We start from the raw sequence: 17,987 nt of genomic DNA on the forward strand, positions 1-17,987 counted from the left end.
ATGAAGGAGTACATCGCTTCGCTGGAGTCGTTGAGCCGGCAGCAGCTCATCCTGCTGGCGGCCCGGCGGCACGCCGAGGACGTCCAGGGCATCGCCGTGACCGGCTTGGCGTGCCGGTTCCCCGGCGGGATCAACGATCCGGCGGCGTTCTGGGCGGCGCTGTGCGACGAGCGGATCGTGCCCGCCGAACCGCGGGGCGTGCCGCCACGATGGAACGCCGCGGCTCCGGACCTGCAACCGTTCGCCGAGGTGCTGGCCCGCGGCGTGCATATCGACGGCGTCGACCTGTTCGAACCCGAACGGTTCGGCATCTCCGAGGACGAGGCGCGCTACATGGATCCGCAGCAGCGCGTCCTACTGACCTGCGCGGCTCAGGCGCTGGAAGACGCCGGCATCACCGATGTGTCGTCCGTGCGGGTGGGGGTCTTCGCCGGTGTCAGCACGGTGGAGTACCACTATGCGCACCTGCGCAACGGCATCCGCCCGGAGGATCTGGATCCGATGATGGGCACCGGCGCCGCGATGAGCGCCACTGCCGCCCGGGTCGCCACCGGGCTGCGCCTGAACGGGCCGGTGCTGACCGTGGACACCGCCTGCTCGTCGGCGCTGACCGCGGTGCATCTCGCCCTCCCGGCGCTGCGCCGCGGTGACTGCGACGTGGCCGTGGTGGGCGCCTGCCACCTGCAGGTAGCGCCGTTCACCAGCGCGGTGTTCGACCGTGCCGGGATGCTGTCGCCGTCGGGCCGCAGCCGTCCGTTCGCGAAGGACGCCGACGGGCAGGTCCGCGGCGAAGGCTGCGGGGTTCTGGTGCTCACTCGCGTCGGGGACGTGCGCCCCGGCGGTCCGGCGCCGTACGCGGTGATCCGCGGCAGCGCGATCTGGCAACAGGGGGATCGCCCCGGCATGGCGGCCATGCCGGTTGCCGCGCAGCGCCGGGTGATGGTCGATGCGCTGCGCGCTGCGGAGATCGATCCGTGGGACGTGCGCTACGTGGAGGCGCAGGCGAACGGCTCCAAGCTGGGCGGGATTCTGGAAGCGGAAAGTACGGCGTCGGCTTATCGGCGTGACGGCGTCGGCGCCCCCACGCTCTACCTCGGCTCGTGCAAGGCGAACCTGGGCTATCTGGAGACCGCGTCCGGCGCAGCGAGCCTGATGAAGGCCGCACTGGCGCTGAGCCACGGCCAGATCCCCGCCCAGCCGGGCTTCGACCTGCCGGACCCGGACATCGCCTGGGACCGGATGGCGATCGACGTACCCCGCGAGCGGATGCCGTGGCCCGAGGCGGCCCGCCGCGTCGCCGGGGTCAGCGCGTTCGGATTCACCGGCACCAACGCCCACGTGCTCATGGAGGCGGTGGCCGGAGCGTCACCACGTGCCCGCCGGCAGGCCGGGCCGCCCGTCGGGCGCCGCCTCTGGCCGGAGACCCATGTCTGGTCCTGACCAGCCACCCACGAGGAGTTCGCCGGATGTCGCTGTACTATCCGCACCTACGCACCTTGCAGCAGTCGCTCGCCTTCCATGCCGCGCAGCGCCCGAATCAGCCGGCCGTACTGTGTGAGGACCGTTGCGTCACGTACGCCGAACTGCATCGGCGCAGCAATCGCACGGCCCGCGGTCTGCTCGCGTGCGCCCCGCACGCCGGTGCGCGTGTGGCCTACCTCGGCAAGGAGTCCGAGCACTACTACGACGTGCTCTTCGGCGCGGCGAAGGCCGGCGCGGTGCTGGTGCCGATCAACTGGCGGCTGGCGCCGGCCGAGATCCGGCACATCCTGGCCGACTCGCAGACCGCGGTGCTGTTCGTCGAGGAGGAGTTCCGGGTGGCCGCCGAGCGGGTCGTCGCGGAGTTGGCGCAGGCGCCGCGGGTGGTGCTGCTGGACGGCCCGGACGGCCCGGGGAGCGGGTTGCGCGCGTGGCAGGACCGGTACGCCGACTCCGCGGTCGACGAGGGCGGCGGATGGGACGATCCGGTGGCGCAGCTCTACACCAGTGGCACCACCGGCCTGCCCAAGGGCGTGGTCTTGGCGCAGCGCAGTTTCTTCGTGGTGCGCGATGCGATGGAGTCGCAGGGTCTGGAGTGGATCGACCTGCGGCCGGGTGACGTCAGCCTGATCGGCATTCCCGGCTTCCACGTCGGAGGCATCTGGTGGGCGACGCAGGGCTTCAACGCGGGCGTCACCATCGTGTCGATGCGGATGTTCGTCAGCTCCGCCGCGATCGAGGTGATCCGCAGGCACGGCGTGACGATCGCCTGCGTGGTGCCGGCGATGCTGCACATGATGTTGTCCGAACCGAGGGTGACCGGCGCGCACTTCGCCAGTCTCCGCAAGGTGGTCTACGGCGGGTCGCCCATCTCGGAGACGCTGCTGAAGCAGTGCATCGACGAGATCGGCTGCGAGTTCGCCCAGATCTACGGGCTCACCGAGACCGGCAACACCGCCGTGTGCCTGCCGCCGGCCGAGCACGTGTCGGGCAGCCCCCGGCTGCGGGCGGCCGGACGCCCGTACCCGGGCATCGATGTCAAGATCATCGGTCCCGGCGGAACGCTGCTGCCGGCCGGCGAGACCGGCGAGATATGTCTGCGCACGGCGGCTGCCATGCGGGAGTACTGGGGCCTGCCCGAGGCCACCGCGGCGACCTTGGTGGACGGATGGATCCACACCGGAGATGCCGGTTATCTGGACGACGAGGGGTTCGTGTTCGTCTGCGACCGGATCAAGGACACGGTGATCGTCGCCGGCGAGAACGTCTATCCCGCCGAGGTGGAGGGCGCGCTGGCGAAGCATCCCGCGGTGGCGGAGGCCGCGGTCGTCGGCATCCCGCACGAGCAGTGGGGCGAAGCTGTCCACGCGTTCGTCGTGCTGCGGCCCGGCCACCGTGCCACGCCGCGCGAGCTGATGCTTTTTCTCCAGGGTGAACTGGCCGGGTTCAAGGTCCCGGGCAGCTACGAGGTCATCGATGCGTTGCCGCGCAACCCGAGCGGCAAGATCCTCCGGCGTAGCTTGCGGGACCGGTTCTGGTCGGGAAGGGTCCGACAGGTCAACTGACCCGCGCCGCTTCGAGGTGGGAGATCCATGGCAACGTCACTCAGTAACCGGCTCAACGCGATCTCGTACGTAGCACCCCGGCTTGCCGGGCGTCACGCGTTCAAGCTTTTCATCGAGCCGATGCGGCGCGCCGAGATCCGGCCCGCCCAGCAGCAGGTGATGGACACCGCGACGGTCTCCGCATTGGACATGGACGGCACGCCGGTGCGGACCTACCGGTGGGGTGACGAACCCAACCCGGTCCTGCTGGTGCACGGCTTTCAATCGCGGGCGGCGTCCTGGGCTGCCTTCGTGCCCGCCCTGCGCGCCGCCGGCGTGCCCCTGCTGGCCTATGACGCACCGGGTCACGGCGAATCCGGCGGGGTGTCGGCCACCATCGTGGACCAGGCCGCGATCATCGAGCGGCTGCAGGCCGAGCACGGTCCGTTTCGCGCGATCGTGGCGCACTCGTTCGGCGTGCTGTGCGCCTTTCATGCGATCCGGTCCGGTGTGCCGACGGAACGCATCGTGGTGATCAGCGGCATCAGCCGGTTCGCCGACTTGGCCGACGCCTTCTGCACGCAGCTCGCGTTGCGGCCCGCGATCAGCAAGGAACTGCGCCGGCGCACCGAGATCTATTTCCGGCCGCTGACCGACATCTGGGAGCGGTTCTCCACCATCTATCAACCGGACCAGATCACGGCACCGGTGCTTGTCGTCCACGACGCGGACGACAAGGAGGTCGCGGTGCGGCACGGGCAGCGGATCGCGCAGGCGTTTCCGGGCGCGGAGCTGATCGTCACCCATGGGCTCGGGCACCGGCGCATCCTCGCCGACACCGGGGTCATCGAGGCGGTGCACTTATTCGTGACGGGCAAGGACGAACAGTGAACCCTTTTCAACCTGGCATCGAGCCCGTCGGTTGCGCGCCGTCGACCAGCGGCGGCATCTGCCGGCCTCGCCACGTTGAAAAAGGTTCAGTAGCGAGGATGATGAGCAATTCGGGGGACAGCCGGTCGGTCGCGATGGTCGGCGCAGCCGTACGGCTGCCGGGCGCCGCTTCGGTCGACGAGTTCTGGCAGATGCTGGTCGAGGGCGGCAGCGGAATCGGGCCGGTGCCGGCGCAGCGCTTCGGGCCGGAGGATTTCGCGGCGCTGAGCCCGGACGAGCGCCGGTGCGTCGGTTCCGGCGGCTTTCTGCACGACGTTGACCTCTTCGACGCCGCCTTCTTCGGGCTGTCCGACCGCGAGGCGGCCGCGACGGACCCGCAACAGCGGTTGGCCCTGGAGCTGAGCTGGGCTGCCTTCGAGGACGCGCGGGTGGCCCCGGACCGGCTCGGCGACAGCCGGACCGGGGTGTACATCGGCGCCACCGCGGACGATTACGCGACCCTGGTCCGGGCCGCCGATCTGCAGGACGGTTACAGCTTCACCGGCCTCAACCGGGCGCTGCTGGCCAATCGGGTGTCGCATCTGCTCGGCCTGCGCGGTCCCAGCCTGGTGGTCGACTCGGCACAGTCGGCTTCCCTGGTGGCGGTGCACCTCGCCTGCGCCGCGCTGGTGGCCGGGGAATGCGAGCAGGCCCTGGTGGGAGGCGTGCAACTGAACGTCTCCGCGCAGAGCTGGATCGCCGCGGCGCGGGCGGGTGTGCTGTCGCCGACCGGCGGGTGCCACACCTTCTCGGCCGCCGCGGACGGTTTCGCCCGCGGCGAGGGCGGTGTGGTGGTGGTGCTCAAGCCACTCGATCGCGCGGTGGCGGACGGCGACCGGATCTACTGCGTCATCCGCGGCAGCGCGGTGAACAACGACGGCCGCACCGACACGCTCACCATGCCGAGCGCACGCGCGCAGGCCGAGGTGATCCGTGCGGCGCACCGCCAGGCCGGCATCGACGCCTCCGATGTGGGCAGTGTCGAGCTGCACGGCACCGGCACGAAGCTCGGCGACCAGGTCGAGTCGACGGCGCTCGGCGAGGTGTTCGCCGAGCGCCCGCATCCGGTGGCGGCGGGCTCCGCGAAGACAAACGTCGGTCATCTGGAGGCCGCCGCGGGACTGGTCGGGCTCGTCAAACAGGGTCTGGGCCTGTGGCACGGCATCATCCCGGCGCAGCGCGACACCGGTCCGGCCGCCGCCGTTGTGCCGCCGGTGTTGCGGGTGCTGACCCGGTCACGTCCATGGCCGACGGGGGACCGGCCCTCGATCGCCGGCGTCAGCGCGTTCGGCATCGGCGGCACCAACTGCCATGTGGTGCTCGCCGCGCATCACGCCCCGGCCGAACCCGCGCGCCGGCACGAGGAACGCGCGTGGCCGTTCGTAGTGAGCGCGCCGTCCGCGGACGCCGTGCGGGACCAGGCCGGCCGGCTGGCCGAGTGGCTTGCGGCGCGACCGCGGGTGCCGCTGGTGGATGTGGCGTACTCCCTGGCCACCACGAGATCGATGTTGCGCCGCCGGGTTGTGATCACCGCCGCCACGCATGCCGAGCTGGTGTCCGGGCTGCGCGAGGTGGCCGGCGGCGGCCAGCTTGATCGGCCCGCCCGGACGGTCGACCCGGCGACCGTGTTCGCCGGCTCCGGGGCACGCACGCTCACCCTGCCGGGTTACCGGTTCCGGCGGCGGCGCCACTGGCTGGATGCCGCATCGCGGAGCAGGGCGGCCGGGAGCGGGGCACCCGTCGGCGACGAGCTGGACCTGGTGCTGCGGCACACGGCAGCGGTGCTCGGTGCCGACGACGCGGAGACGGTGGACCCGGCGGCCACCTTCACGGACCTCGGAGTGACCTCGGTGACGGCGGTGGAACTGCGGGACCGGCTCGCGGAGGCGACCGGCACGCCACTTCCCCCGGGCCTGGTCTTCGACCGGCCGACACCCCGCGACCTGGCCCGCCACCTCGGTCACGCCCGCGCCGGGCGGCGAACGCCGGCGAACGGCCGGGCGGGCCGGGCCGGGCGGGATGAGCCGATTGCCATCGTGGCGATGGCTTGCCGTTACCCCGGTGGCGCCCATTCGCCCGAGGAGCTCTGGCGCCTGCTGGACGAGGGCCGCGACGCCGTTTCGGCGTTCCCCGCCAACCGGGGCTGGGATCTCGCCCGGATCTACGACCCGCGTCCCGGGCAGCCCGGACGCACGTACGTCCGTGAGGGTGGCTTTCTGCACGACGCGGACCGTTTCGACCCGGCATTCTTCCAGATCAGCCCGCGTGAGGCGCTCGCGATGGATCCGCAGCAGCGGATTCTGCTGGAGGTGGCCTGGGAGACGATGGAGAACGCCGGCATCACGCCGGCGTCGCTGCGCGGCACGGACACCGGGGTGTTCGTGGGAGCCATGTCCGGCGGGTACGGGCCACGGCTGACGGAGGCGCCCGAGGCCGTCGAGGGCTACGCGCTGACCGGATCGGCGGCCAGCGTGCTGTCCGGCCGTCTGGCGTACACGTTCGGGTTCACCGGTCCCGCGATCACCGTGGACACCGCATGTTCGTCGTCGCTCGTGGCGCTGCATCAGGCGGCGCGAGCGCTGCGCGCGGGTGACTGCACCATGGCCCTCGCCGGTGGCGTGACGGTGATGTCCGAACCGGGCATCTTCGTGGAGTTCAGCCGCCAGCGGGGACTGTCGCCGGACGGGCGGTGCCGTGCGTTCGCCGCAGACGCGGCCGGCACCGGATGGTCCGAGGGCGTCGGCCTGTTGCTGTTGGAACCGCTGTCCGAGGCGGTCCGCAACGGTCACCAGGTGCTCGGCGTGCTGGCCGGAACGGCGGTCAATCAGGACGGCGCGAGCAACGGCCTGACCGCGCCGCACGGTCCGTCTCAGGAACGTGCGGTGCATGCCGCGCTCGCCGATGCCGGTCTGCGCCCATCCGACGTGGATGCGGTGGAGGCGCACGGCACCGGCACCCGGCTCGGCGACCCGATCGAGGCACAGGCGTTGCTGGACAGCTACGGCGCGGACCGTCGTGCGGACGCGCCGCTGTGGCTGGGATCGTTGAAGAGCAACGTGGGGCACACCCAAGCCGCAGCCGGCGTGGGTGGGGTGATCAAGATGCTGCTGGCGCTGCGCCATGAGACCTTGCCCCGGACGCTGCACGCCGCCGAGCCGACACCGCTGGTCGCCTGGTCGACCGGCGTGATGCGGCTGCTGACCGAGGCGGTGCCGTGGCCGCGCGGCGAGCGGACGCGCCGGGCCGGGGTGTCGTCGTTCGGCATCAGCGGCACCAACGCGCACGTGATCGTCGAGGAGGCGCCGGCGCCGGCCGACCGCCCGCCGCCGGTGTGGGCGTTGCGGGCGTCCAGCGTTGCGGCGCTGCGCGTACGGGCGGCGGACCTGCTTGCCGCGCTCACCGTGGGGGACCCGGAGCTGTTCCGGGAGCGTGCCCGTGCGGCGGACGCGGGGCCGCCCGGCGCGATCGTGCGCGCGGCGGTGACCGGTGACACCAGCCGGGGGCTGCGGGCGTTGGCTCGCGGCGCGGCCACCGAAGGCGTGTTCACCGGCCACGCCCGCCCCGGTGGCACCGCATTCCTGTTCACCGGCCAGGGCAGTCAGACACCCGGCGCGGGGCACGGACTCTATCTGAGCGAGCCGGTTTTCGCGGCGGCGGTGGACGAGATCGGCGCGCACTTCGAGGCCGCCTTGGAACGGCCGCTGCGCGCGGTCATGTTCGCCCCGGCCGGTCACCCGGACGCCGCACTGTTGCACGAGACCTCCTACACGCAGGCCGCACTGTTCGCCCTTGAGGTGGCGATGTACCGGCTGGTGGAAAGCCGGGGCCTGACACCGCAGGCGTTGCTCGGCCACTCGGTCGGCGAGCTGGCGGCGGCCTACGTGGCCGGAGTGTGGTCGCTGGCGGACGCGTGCCGGATGGTGGCGGCGCGTGGCGCCCTGATGCAGGCGTTGCCCCGCGGCGGCGCCATGGTGGCGCTCGCCGCCACCGAGGCGGAGTTGACGCCGCTGCCGGCCGGGGTCGTGGTGGCTGCGGTCAACGCGCCGGATGCGGTCGTGATCTCCGGTGCCGAGGAGGCGGTCCTGGAGGTGGCACGGCAGTGGCGAGAACGTGGCCGCCGCGCGGATCGGCTGCGAGTCACCCATGCGTTCCATTCCGCGCTGATGGATCCGATGCTGGAGTCGTTCGCCGAGGTCGCCGGGGCGGTCAGTTATGCGCCGCCGCGCCTGACCGTGATGTCCAATCTGACCGGACGCCCGGCGTCCGCGGTGGAGATCTGCACGCCGCGGTATTGGGTGCGGCACGTCCGCGAAGCCGTCCGGTTCGCCGACGGCCTGCGCCATCTCGCCGACGGCGGCGTGCGCCGCTTTCTGGAACTCGGGCCGCGACCCGTGCTGTCCGCGCTGGGCATCCGCTGCCTTCAGGGCGAAGACGTGGTGTTCGAGTCGCTCGGGCACGGGGTATCGCCGGCGTTGGCACGGATGTACTGCGCGGGTGCCGACATCGTCTGGCCCGGACCCGGCGCCGAACACCGACGACGCCGGTTCGAGCCGCCCGCCCATCCGTTCCGGCGGCAGCGTTTCTGGCTCGACCGGGCGGCCCCGGTCGCGGTCCCGGACCTGCCGCCTGCCGGCCATCCGCTGCTGACCTACGGCATCTCCGTGCCGGGCTCGTCGACGGTGCTCTACACCGGTCGCCTGTCCGTCGCGGATCACCCCTGGCTGGCCGACCACCGGTTGCGTGACCGCATCGTGCTGCCCGGCGCGGTCATCGTTGAGTGGGCCGCGCACGCCGCCGATCGCCTGGACCGCGCGATCGCCGAGTTGGTGGTCGAGCGGCCGGTCTTTCTGCCGGAGGACGCGGTGCTGGAGGTACGGCTGGTGGCCGACCCGGCGACGATCGCGGTCTTCAGCGGGAACGACGCGGCGGGCTGGACCCGGCATGCGAGCGTCACCCTGGAACCGGCCGGTCACCCGGGACCGGAACCGGCTCCGGCGATCGGTGCCGGCGTGGTGGTCGATGTGGTCGAGCACTACCGGCGGCTCGCCGAGCGCGGCTTCCGGTACGGCCCGGCCTTCCGCGCACTGCGCGACGTGCGGCGCGACGACGAGGGCGTCTCGGCGGTGGTCGAGTTGCCGAGCGACGTCGCTCCGGATGGATACGCCGCGCATCCGGTGCTGCTCGACGCGGCCCTGCATGCGGCGTTGATTCTCGTGCCGCAACCGCCCGGCGCGGTCCCGCTGCCGTTCGCCTGGACCGGCGTGACGGTCCGCCGTACCACCGCCACCGAGGTGCACGTCCGGATCGCCCCGCGAGGGCCGTCCGCGCTGTCGATCACCGCCACCGACGCGCGGGGCGCCGAAGTGCTGTCGGTGCGGCGGTTGCTGTTCCGGCCTCTCCCGCTGTCCCAGTTGGACGGCGTCCGCACGCCCCGAGACGTGTTGTTGCGGAGCGGCTGGGTGGCGCTGGGGGAGTCCCCGTCGGCGTCCGTGGTGCGCTGTGGCGTGCTCGGCACCGACCACCTCGGCTTGAGCGGGGCGGTCAAGGAGACTAACGCGTACCCGTCCCTGCGTGACCTGGACGCTGAGGTGCGCAGCGGTGCCGCGGTGCCGGAGACCGTGCTGGTCTGCGGTGGTGAGGGCCTGACCGAGGCGGACGCCGGCCTGCCCGGTGCGGTGCGGTCCGCCGTGGAACGCGCCCTCGTGTTGATGCAGCACTGGATCGACGACGACGCGTGCGCCCATGCCACCCTGGTGTTCATCACGCGGGGCGCGGTGGCCGCCGAGCCCGGCGCTGATGTCGCGGACATCGCGGCGGCGGCCGTCTGGGCGGCGGTGCGCAGCGCGCAGCGGGAACATCCGGGCCGGTTCCGCCTGATCGATCTGGACGACGGCCCGGATGCGTCGGCCGGGCTGCGCCGCGCGCTCGGATCCGGCGAACCGCAGCTCGCCGTGCGTCGCGGGGAGCCGCGCAGGCCCGAACTGGTCCCGGAGCACGGCGGGCCAGCCGGCGCCGCCGGTCTTGATCCGGAGGGGACCGTGCTGATCACCGGAGGCACCGGTGCGCTCGGCGCGCTGTTCGCCCGTCACCTGGTGCGCACGCACGGGGTGCGGCACGTGCTGCTGCTCAGCCGGCGCGGCCCGGACGCGCCGGGCGCCACCGAACTGGCCGCGGAGCTGGGCTCGGCCGCCACCATCATGGCGTGCGACGTGGCCGACCGGGCACAGGTGCGCGGGGCGCTGGCCGGTATCCCGGCGGAGCTGCCGCTCACCGCGGTGGTGCACACCGCGGGCCTGGTGCGGGACAGCATGCTGACGCTGATGACACCGCGCCGGGTGGACGCCGTGATGCGTCCGAAGGTGGACGCCGCGGTGCATCTGCACGAGTTGACCGCCGGTCAGCGGCTGTCCGCCTTCGTGCTGTTCTCCTCGGTGATCGGTGTACTCGGCGGTCCGGGACAGGCGAACTACGCCGCCGCGAACGCCGCGCTGGACGCGTTGGCGTGTCGCCGGGCCGCCGCCGGGTTGCCCGCGCTGGCGCTGGCGTGGGGTCCGTGGGCCGGCGAAGGCATGGCCGGGGAGTTGTCCATCGCCGACCGGCGGCGCATGGAGCGAGCCGGGTATGCCGAGCTGCCCGTGGCGAAGGGCCTGGAGTTGTTCGACGCCGCACTGGCCCGGCCGGACGCCACGGTCATGGCGGCCGTCCGGCTCTCCGGTGATGACGGCGCCGCCATCTCGGCGCTGCTCCCGCGGGCGGTGCCGGAGCAGCGCGGGCAGACCCTCGGGCGGGCGTCGGGCGGATGGTCCGAGCTCTCCGCCGATGAGGTGCTGCAGAGCGTGCTTGGGCAGGCCGCAGCCGTGCTGGGGCACTCCGGGCCGGAGGCGGTGGATCCCGACGGGGAGTTGTGGGATTCCGGCTTTGACTCGTTGACGGCGCTGGAACTCAGTCAGCGGTTGTCCGCCGCTTCCGGCCTGCACCTGCCGCCGACACTGGTCTTCGACCACCCGACTGCCGGGTCCATCGCGCGCCGGCTGGTGGCGATGATGGCCTCCGGGTAGGGGCCCGCCGCGCTCAGGGGCAGTGCACGACCTGCCCGGCGTAGGAGAGCCCGCCGCCGAAACCGAACAGCAGGATCGGTGCGCCGGAGGGCACCTCGCGCCGCATGACCAGCTTGGACAGCGCGATCGGGATGCTCGCCGCGGAGGTGTTCCCGGAATCGATCACGTCGCGGGCGATGACCGCGTTGGTGGCTCCGATGCGCCGGGCCAGCGGTTCGATGATGCGCAGGTTCGCCTGGTGCGGAACGACGGCGGCCAGGTCCTCGGGGCGCACGCCGGCCTTCTCGCAGACGCTGCGCGCGATCGCGGGCAGCGCGTGGGTGGCCCAGCGGAAGACGCTCTGCCCCTCCTGCTCGAACTTGGCGTCGCGGCCCTCGATGCGCACCACCTGCGACATCTCCGGCACCGATCCCCACACCACCGGCCCGACGTGCTCCGCCTCGTCGGCCACCAGGACCATGGCGCCGGCGCCGTCGCCGATCAGCACGCAGGTGCTGCGGTCGGTCCAGTCGGTGAAGTCGGAGAGGCGCTCGACGCCGATGATCAGGGCACGGGTCGCCGCGCCGGTCTTGATCGCCTGGTCCGCGCTGGCCAGCGCGTGCGTGAAGCCGGAGCAGGCGACGTTGAGGTCCAGCGCGGCCGGTGCGGCCATTTCGAGACGTCGGGCGACGCGGGCGGCGATGTTCGGCGAGCGGTCGAACGCGGTGCAGGTTGCCACGATGACGTAATCGATGTCGGCGGCCTCGACGCCGCTCTCCGCCAGCGCCTTGCGGGCGGCGTGCGCGGCCATCTCGTCGAGGCTCTCGTCGGGTGCCGCGATGTGCCGGGTCTTGATGCCGACACGGCTGCGGATCCACTCGTCGTTGGTGTCGACCATGCCCGCGAGATCGTCATTGGTCAGCACGCGGGACGGCTGATAGTGGCCGAGCGAGACGATGCGGGAACCGGCCATGGAGAATCTCCTCGGGAGGTGCTGCCGCGACATTTGACAAAACCGTCAACATTGACAAAACCGCTGCGCTACACGTGCATTTCTGAACCTACTGGGCGCGGTGCGACCACCGCAAGCGCCGTCCAGTCATGCGGACAGCTTGATCACTTCAAGCACCCCGCTGAGTACCAGCAGCCGATGAATCCCGGCCGGGGGCCGCGCCAGCGCGAAGGCGATGTCCGCTTCGCGGGCCCGCTGAAAGCCGAAGACGATCGCACCCAGTCCGGTGGAGTCGATGAAGGTGAGGTCGGCCAGGTCCACCACCACCGAGGCGGGCCGGCTCCGGATCGCCTCCGCCAGCGCCATCCGCACCTCGTCGACGGTGAGCACATCGACTTCGCCGTGCAGGCGCACCGTGACGGTGCCGTCGTCGCGGTCCAGACTCGTCGCGGGTTGCTCGGTCACAGTGGCCTTCCGTCGAGGCAATCTTCCGTAGTGGCGATGATTCCACGTACGGTAATCGGCAGCACACGACTGTACGGTGCCTTGTCACGAGTGGGGAGGTCGGCGTGCCGATCCGAGGTGGGCTGCCGCCGCGAAACGCGCACTTCGTCGGGCGGGAGCTCCTGCTGGCCCGGACGCGAGAGCTTCTCGGCAACGGCCCCGTGGTCCTCCTTCCCCCGACCGACCACCAGCTCGGCGGAACCGGACGTACCCAACTGGCCGTCGAGTATGCCTACCGGTACGCGGAGACGTACGACCTGGTGTGGTGGATCCCCGCGGAACAGACGGTGGGGACCCGGGCCGCGTTGGTGGGCCTGGCCCAGGTGCTCGGGCTGCCGGAGGCGCGCGACATCAACCGCACGCTCGGCGCGGTGCGGGATGCGCTGAGCCGCGGCGAGCCGTACCGCAATTGGCTGGTCGTCTTCGAGAACGCGAACCGTCCCGAGGACATCCGGCCCTACCTGCCCAGCGGGGCCGGCCACGTGCTGGTGACCTCGCGCAACCCGCGCTGGACCGCGGAGACCGCGCAGGTCGTCCCGGTGCCGGTGTTCGACCGCGCGGACAGTGTGGACTTCCTGCGCCGCCGCGCCGGTGATCTTCCGATGGCCGACGCCGATCGGATGGCCGACCGGTTGGGCGACGCCCCGATGGCGCTGGCCCAGGCCGCCGCGGTGCGCGCGGCTGCTGGATGGACGGTCGACCGATACCTGCACCGGTACGACGAACGCGCCGCCGAGCTGTCCTTCCCGACGCCGGTACGCACCGCGTGGAGCCTGGCCATGGATGGGTTGCGCGCGGCCTCGCCGTCCGCGGCCGAGCTGCTGGAACTGTGTGCCTTCCTGGGCAGTGCCGCGGTGTCCTGGCAGTTGTTATGGGCGGCACGCCATCTCGACCTGCCCGCCGGGCTCGCCACCACCGTGCGGGTCGAGCGTCGGCTGAAGGCGGCGATGCGTCTGATCCACCGTTTCGGCCTGGCCGATCTGGACCCGCCGGGCGAGCGGCTGACCGTCCACCCGCTGGTCCGCGGCATGCTCAGTCAGCAGCTCAGCAGTGACCGCCACGGCACTCAGATGGACGCGGTGCGGCGGATGCTGGCCGCCGCGGACCCCGGCGACCCGGATGCGCCGACGAGCTGGTCGCGGTACGCCGAGCTGGTCCCGCACCTGGTGCACTCGGACGTGCTCGGCGGCGAGTCCGAGGAGATCCGCCAGTTCGTCATCAACTGCATCCGCCAGCTTTACGCGTGGGGCGACTACGACAGCAGCCGTGACCTGGCCGGGCAGGCGGCGGGACGGTGGCGCGAGGAGACGGGGGAGTCCGACGAGCTGACCCTGCTCGCGTCCTTCCACCTGGGCAACGCGCTGCGTGCGGTGGGCCGCATCGCCGACGCCCGGTCGCTCAACGCGCGGACCCTGCGCGCGCAGCGCGACGCGTTGGGCAGCGATGACGAGACGACCCTGGCCACCGCCAACAGCGTCGGCGCCGACCTGCGCATGCAGGGTCACTTCGGCCAGGCTCGGCAGCTCGACGCGGACAACCTGGTGCGTTACCGGCGGCTGTTCGGTGAGAGCTTCCCCACCGCGTTGCGCTGCGCCAACAACCTGGCGGCCGACCTGCGCCTGCTGGGTGACTTCCGGGGTGCGCGGGCGATCGACGAGCAGGTGTTGCGGCATCGCCAGGCGGTGCTGGTGGACGGGCATCCGGAGACCCTGTCGTCGCGCGGTGCGCTGGCCCTGGACCTGTTCGGCACCGGGGACTACGCGGGCGCTGCGGCCATGCTCGGCGGGGACCGGCCGCTCGGCCCGGACCATCCGATGGCGTTGCTCGCCGACCGGTACGCGGCGATGATCGCCCGCCGTCGCGGCGACCCTCGGGCACGGGACATGGCCGAGGTGAACGTGGAGCGGTTCCGGCAGAAGTTCGGCGACCTGCACGTCGAGACGCTCGGGGCGGTGGTCTCGCTGGCCAACTGCGCCCGGGTGGCCGGCGACCTGGACGCCGCGCATCGGCTCCTGGAGCGCGCCGTCGCCCGCTATCACGCGGTGCTCGGCGACGCCCATCCGTTCACCCTGGGCGCGGTGTGCGACCTGGCGACGGTGGTGCGGTTGTCCGGGCGTGCGACGGAGGCGCGGACCATCGACGAGGAGGCGCTCGGCGGCCTGCGGCGCAGTGTGGGCCCGGACCACCCGTTCTCCCTGGCCTGCGCCAACGGGTTGGCCGCCGACATGCGGCGCACCGGCGAGGCGCAGCCGGCGAAGGAGATCGCCGAGGACACCCTGGCGCGCAGCCGCGCGGTGCGCGGCGCCGACCACCCCGACACGGCGGCCTGCGCGTGGAACCTCGCCCTGGACGACGCCGACGAGACGGCGCAGCAGCAGGCTCGGGTGGCGCTGGTCAAGGCGTACGGCGACGGTCACCCGGTGCTCGACGCGGCGGATGCGGGGGAGCGGCTGGAGACCGACATCGATCTGCCCGCTCTGTAGGTCGCGAGCCGGCTCAGCCGGCCAGCCAGGCCGCGAACGCTCGCGGGTCGAGCCGCGGCTCGGCCGTTTCCCGGTACGCCGCCGCGACGATCTCGACACGGTCCGTGAGCAGCGGGTCCGAGGTGGTCAGCGCCAGTCCGGTCCATGCCTCGTGGTCCGTGGCATCGGCGCGGATCCGGTCGGCGAATGCCACGGCGGCCGCGTCGAGGTCACCGGCCAGATAGGCACGTTCGCCGGGTGGCATGGTCGCCTCGTCCGTGGCCGATCCGGGCGTGCGCAGGGACCGATGGACCAGGTCCAGGCGGGTGCTGTGGTCGAGGACCCGTCCGCGGCCGGTCGTCAGTCCCGCTTCGGGCATCGCGGGCGCGGGTGCGGCGTGCCGCCACGCTGCGGCCAGCGCATGGGCGTCGCCGGGGTGCACCGCCAGGTTCCGCAGTCGCCAGCGCAGCCGGTGATCGAGGTTGGCCTCGGCGGCGAGGCGTGCGATCGGCGGGGGGACGGTGTCCGCGCGCCACCCGTCCGCCTCGTCCCGCAGCGCCCCGACGAAACGAGCGCCGGCCGTGGTCAAAACCCCGGAGTCGAGCATCTCGGCAGCCGAGCCGGCCACCGCGTCGCGCCACCGGGCGAACTCGAAGGCGGCCACGGCGTCGTCGTCGGCGTGGCGGAACTCGGTGCGCCAGAAGCGGGTCAGCGCCAGGTACGCGTACGTGCCGTGCAGGATGCCGGAGGCCGGCCGGGGGTCGGCCCGCCACGGCGAATATCCCCGCGCATCCGGCGTGCGGTGCAGGTCGAAGAGGTATTGCACGGCATTGAGCACGTTGTGCTGTGCCTCGTGGACCAGCGCCACCGCCAGTGACCGGCCGTCGGCGGGCGTGGACAGCGCCACCGCGCCGAAGGCGTCCGCCGAGGTGGCGCTGATCCCGCGGACCGACGAGTCCGGCAGCACCGGGATGATCCAGCCGAGCATGCCGGCGATCGTCTCGGCATCGGTGCGGTGCCGGTCCACCAGCACCGGCCAGGCGTCCGACAGGCACGCCTGCCAGTGGGCCAGCTCACCGTCGGTGAGCCGGTCGGCGGGGCGCAGGCCGAGTCGTGCGCGCAACGGGCTGGTGTCCTCGATGCGCAAAGTGGCGGTCAACCCGCGGTGGCTGGCCGTGATGGTGCGCCGGGGGGCCTCCGCGAGCCGTCCACCGAGGTATCCGGGCGACTCGGGGGCGCGCCCGGCGCGCAGCGCGGCCAGCGTGGTGGTGGCCCACAGCCCGGTCATCGGGTCGGTGAGAACGGCCGCGTGCTGCTCGGTCTGCGTGTCCGGACCCGTCGCGACCAGGCTCGGGTCGATCCGGGCGATGCGGCTGAGCAGGAGCAGATGCTTGCCGAGCTGGGCGCGTCGCAACTCGGCGTGGACCGGCGCGGAGGACCGCCCGGCGCCGAGCGCCGCGAACGCGGCATCGGTCAGCGTGTGGGGGTGCACCGGCTCACAACGCCGAGTTGAAGCCGGCCACCGGCTCGACTGGCCGGTCGAGGTCGGCCAGGAGGCGGCGCAGCGCGACCCCCAGGGCGGAGTCGTCTTCCGGTGCGATCCGGGCGAGCTCCGCCAGGGACATCCCGGAAACGTCCACCATTGCCGACCGCCAGGGCGGTGCGTCCTCGATGGTGCTGCCGTCGTCCACGAACACCTGTCCCCCACTGCTTGCCGATGTGCAACCGATCAATGTATTGCCGCAAGGTTACGGTGCGGTCGCCAGAGCGAGTGACGTGTCGGCTTTCACGGAGGGTGAGGTCGACCACGTCCGCGGACCGTGATGTCATTACGCCATCACCGCGAAGCAGGCAACGGAGGACAAACTGTGTCCGGTCACGAGTGGGATGACGCCCCGGAGCAGGATCAGGGGCGGACGGAGGCGGCTGCCGCGCTGGCCGACCGCGTCGCCGCCTTGGTCTCCACGGCGTCCGGTGCGGACGGGGCGATCCGGGTGACCGTCGTCGGCTCGGGCAGCCTGGCCGGCCTGGAACTGGACGACAGCGTGCACCGGCTGCCCGGCGCCGATCTGGCGGCGGCGATTCTGCACACCGTGCGGCGCGCGCAGGCCGGGCTCGCCGAGCGGGCCGCCGCGGCGGTCGAGGAGACCGTCGGCGCCGAGTCGGCCACCGGCAAGGCGGTGCTGGACAGCTTCGCGCAGCGTTTTCCCGCGGAGCCGGACGGCCCGGCGGCCGGCATCCTGCCGCCCCCGCCGCCGTTCCCGACCTTCCAGAGCCGCCCGTCGCTGCCGCATCAGGCGCCGGGCGTGGGTTACGAGAGCGGGCGGGACAGTCGGGCCCGCTGATCGTCGTCTATCTTCGGATGATTGGTTTGGCGAAGGGGCTCAGAACACGTGAATCCACCATTGCCGCGGCGCGGTCCGGCGCCGCCCGTGGAGCAGATGGACAACGCCGAACTCGCCCGGATGGTCGAGGGCGAACACCCGTACCGGGGGAAGGCTCTGTTCGAGCTTTCCGACCGCATCCCGTACGACGATGATGCGGCGACAAAGGTCGCGATGCTCAGCCGCCTCACCTCGCTGCGCCAAGCGCGGCTGTTCGACCCGGTCTCGCTGGCCTGGTCGGCGATCATCGCGTTGCTCGCCGCGGAGACCGCACATGCCCGCATGTCGGCCTACGAGGCGTTCGGCGCGCTGGAGCCGGGCGAGCAGGCGGACTTCCTCGCCTACCTGGAGGCGCCCAGCATCGAGGAAGCCCATCCGCGCCTGGTCTGAACCACCGGTCAGGAGATGACCACGGTGTCCTTGCGGAATGCCACCCGCCCGCGCACCGCCGTGGCGTCCGGCTTGGGATCCGGGTAATACCACGCGGCGTCCTTGCTGGAGACCTCGCCGGACTGCAGCGTGTAATAGGATGCCCTGCCCTTCCACAGGCAGATGGAATGGGTCTCGGAGGGCTTGATCACGTCCTCGCGCAGCGACGCGCGGGGGAAGTAGTGGTTGCCCTCGACGACAACGACGTCGTCGCTTTCGGCGATGATCTCGTCATTCCAAATGGCCTTCGGCATGGTTCGAACGTA

General features: G+C 72.2%; 11 protein-coding genes and 1 pseudogene. 7 read left to right on the forward strand and 5 right to left on the reverse strand.

The window, feature by feature from the left end; all coding sequences use genetic code 11:
* From IEY73_RS10595 to IEY73_RS10610, 4 genes and pseudogenes are all read left to right on the forward strand, one after another.
* Complete coding sequence (locus IEY73_RS10595) at positions 1-1,440, forward strand: beta-ketoacyl [acyl carrier protein] synthase domain-containing protein (protein WP_189078960.1); 1,440 nt, start codon at positions 1-3, stop codon at positions 1,438-1,440.
* A 26-nt stretch (positions 1,441-1,466) separates the two neighbouring features.
* Positions 1,467-3,044: a long-chain-fatty-acid--CoA ligase gene (locus IEY73_RS10600; RefSeq protein ID WP_189078961.1), complete on the forward strand. Its 1,578-nt coding sequence runs from the start codon at positions 1,467-1,469 to the stop codon at positions 3,042-3,044.
* Positions 3,045-3,071: 27 nt separating this feature from the next.
* Positions 3,072-3,914, forward strand: a complete 843-nt coding sequence (locus IEY73_RS10605) for an alpha/beta fold hydrolase (protein ID WP_189078962.1) — start codon at positions 3,072-3,074, stop codon at positions 3,912-3,914.
* Positions 3,915-4,012: 98 nt separating this feature from the next.
* Positions 4,013-10,975 (forward strand): annotated as a pseudogene (locus IEY73_RS10610) (SDR family NAD(P)-dependent oxidoreductase); the annotation flags it as partial.
* Between the two features lie 49 nt (positions 10,976-11,024).
* Here IEY73_RS10610 and IEY73_RS10615 read toward each other — a convergent pair.
* Both IEY73_RS10615 and IEY73_RS10620 read right to left on the reverse strand, forming a co-directional pair.
* Complete coding sequence (locus IEY73_RS10615; RefSeq protein WP_189078964.1) at positions 11,025-11,963, reverse strand: beta-ketoacyl-ACP synthase III; 939 nt, start codon at positions 11,961-11,963, stop codon at positions 11,025-11,027.
* Positions 11,964-12,089: 126 nt separating this feature from the next.
* On the reverse strand, positions 12,090-12,407 hold the full coding sequence (locus tag IEY73_RS10620) for an STAS domain-containing protein (protein WP_189078965.1): 318 nt from the start codon (positions 12,405-12,407) through the stop codon (positions 12,090-12,092).
* 104 nt (positions 12,408-12,511) lie between these two features.
* Here IEY73_RS10620 and fxsT point away from each other — a divergent pair, with 104 nt between their 5' ends.
* The gene (fxsT, locus tag IEY73_RS10625) at positions 12,512-14,929 is read left to right on the forward strand and encodes an FxSxx-COOH system tetratricopeptide repeat protein (protein ID WP_189078966.1); all 2,418 of its coding nucleotides are present in this window, start codon (positions 12,512-12,514) and stop codon (positions 14,927-14,929) included.
* A gap of 13 nt (positions 14,930-14,942) precedes the next feature.
* On the opposite strand, the gene IEY73_RS10630 is transcribed toward fxsT, so the two are convergent.
* Complete coding sequence (locus IEY73_RS10630; protein WP_189078967.1) at positions 14,943-16,400, reverse strand: aKG-HExxH-type peptide beta-hydroxylase; 1,458 nt, start codon at positions 16,398-16,400, stop codon at positions 14,943-14,945.
* Between the two features lie 4 nt (positions 16,401-16,404).
* Positions 16,405-16,605, reverse strand: coding sequence for an FxSxx-COOH cyclophane-containing RiPP peptide (gene fxsA / locus IEY73_RS10635; RefSeq protein WP_229715739.1), 201 nt, complete (start codon positions 16,603-16,605; stop codon positions 16,405-16,407).
* Positions 16,606-16,776: 171 nt separating this feature from the next.
* On the opposite strand from fxsA, the gene IEY73_RS10640 reads away from it, so the two are divergent.
* Positions 16,777-17,253, forward strand: a complete 477-nt coding sequence (locus tag IEY73_RS10640) for a YbaB/EbfC family nucleoid-associated protein (protein WP_189078968.1) — start codon at positions 16,777-16,779, stop codon at positions 17,251-17,253.
* A 48-nt stretch (positions 17,254-17,301) separates the two neighbouring features.
* Complete coding sequence (locus tag IEY73_RS10645) at positions 17,302-17,682, forward strand: hypothetical protein (protein ID WP_229715740.1); 381 nt, start codon at positions 17,302-17,304, stop codon at positions 17,680-17,682.
* Positions 17,683-17,690: 8 nt separating this feature from the next.
* Here IEY73_RS10645 and IEY73_RS10650 read toward each other — a convergent pair whose 3' ends face one another.
* Positions 17,691-17,975 carry a DUF427 domain-containing protein gene (locus tag IEY73_RS10650; protein ID WP_189078969.1) on the reverse strand — a complete coding sequence of 95 codons (285 nt, stop codon included), beginning with the start codon at positions 17,973-17,975 and terminating at the stop codon, positions 17,691-17,693.
* Positions 17,976-17,987 lie beyond the last annotated feature (12 nt).

Source organism: Mangrovihabitans endophyticus (assembly GCF_014646155.1).
Classification (GTDB): Bacteria; Actinomycetota; Actinomycetes; order Mycobacteriales; family Micromonosporaceae; genus Actinoplanes; species Actinoplanes endophyticus.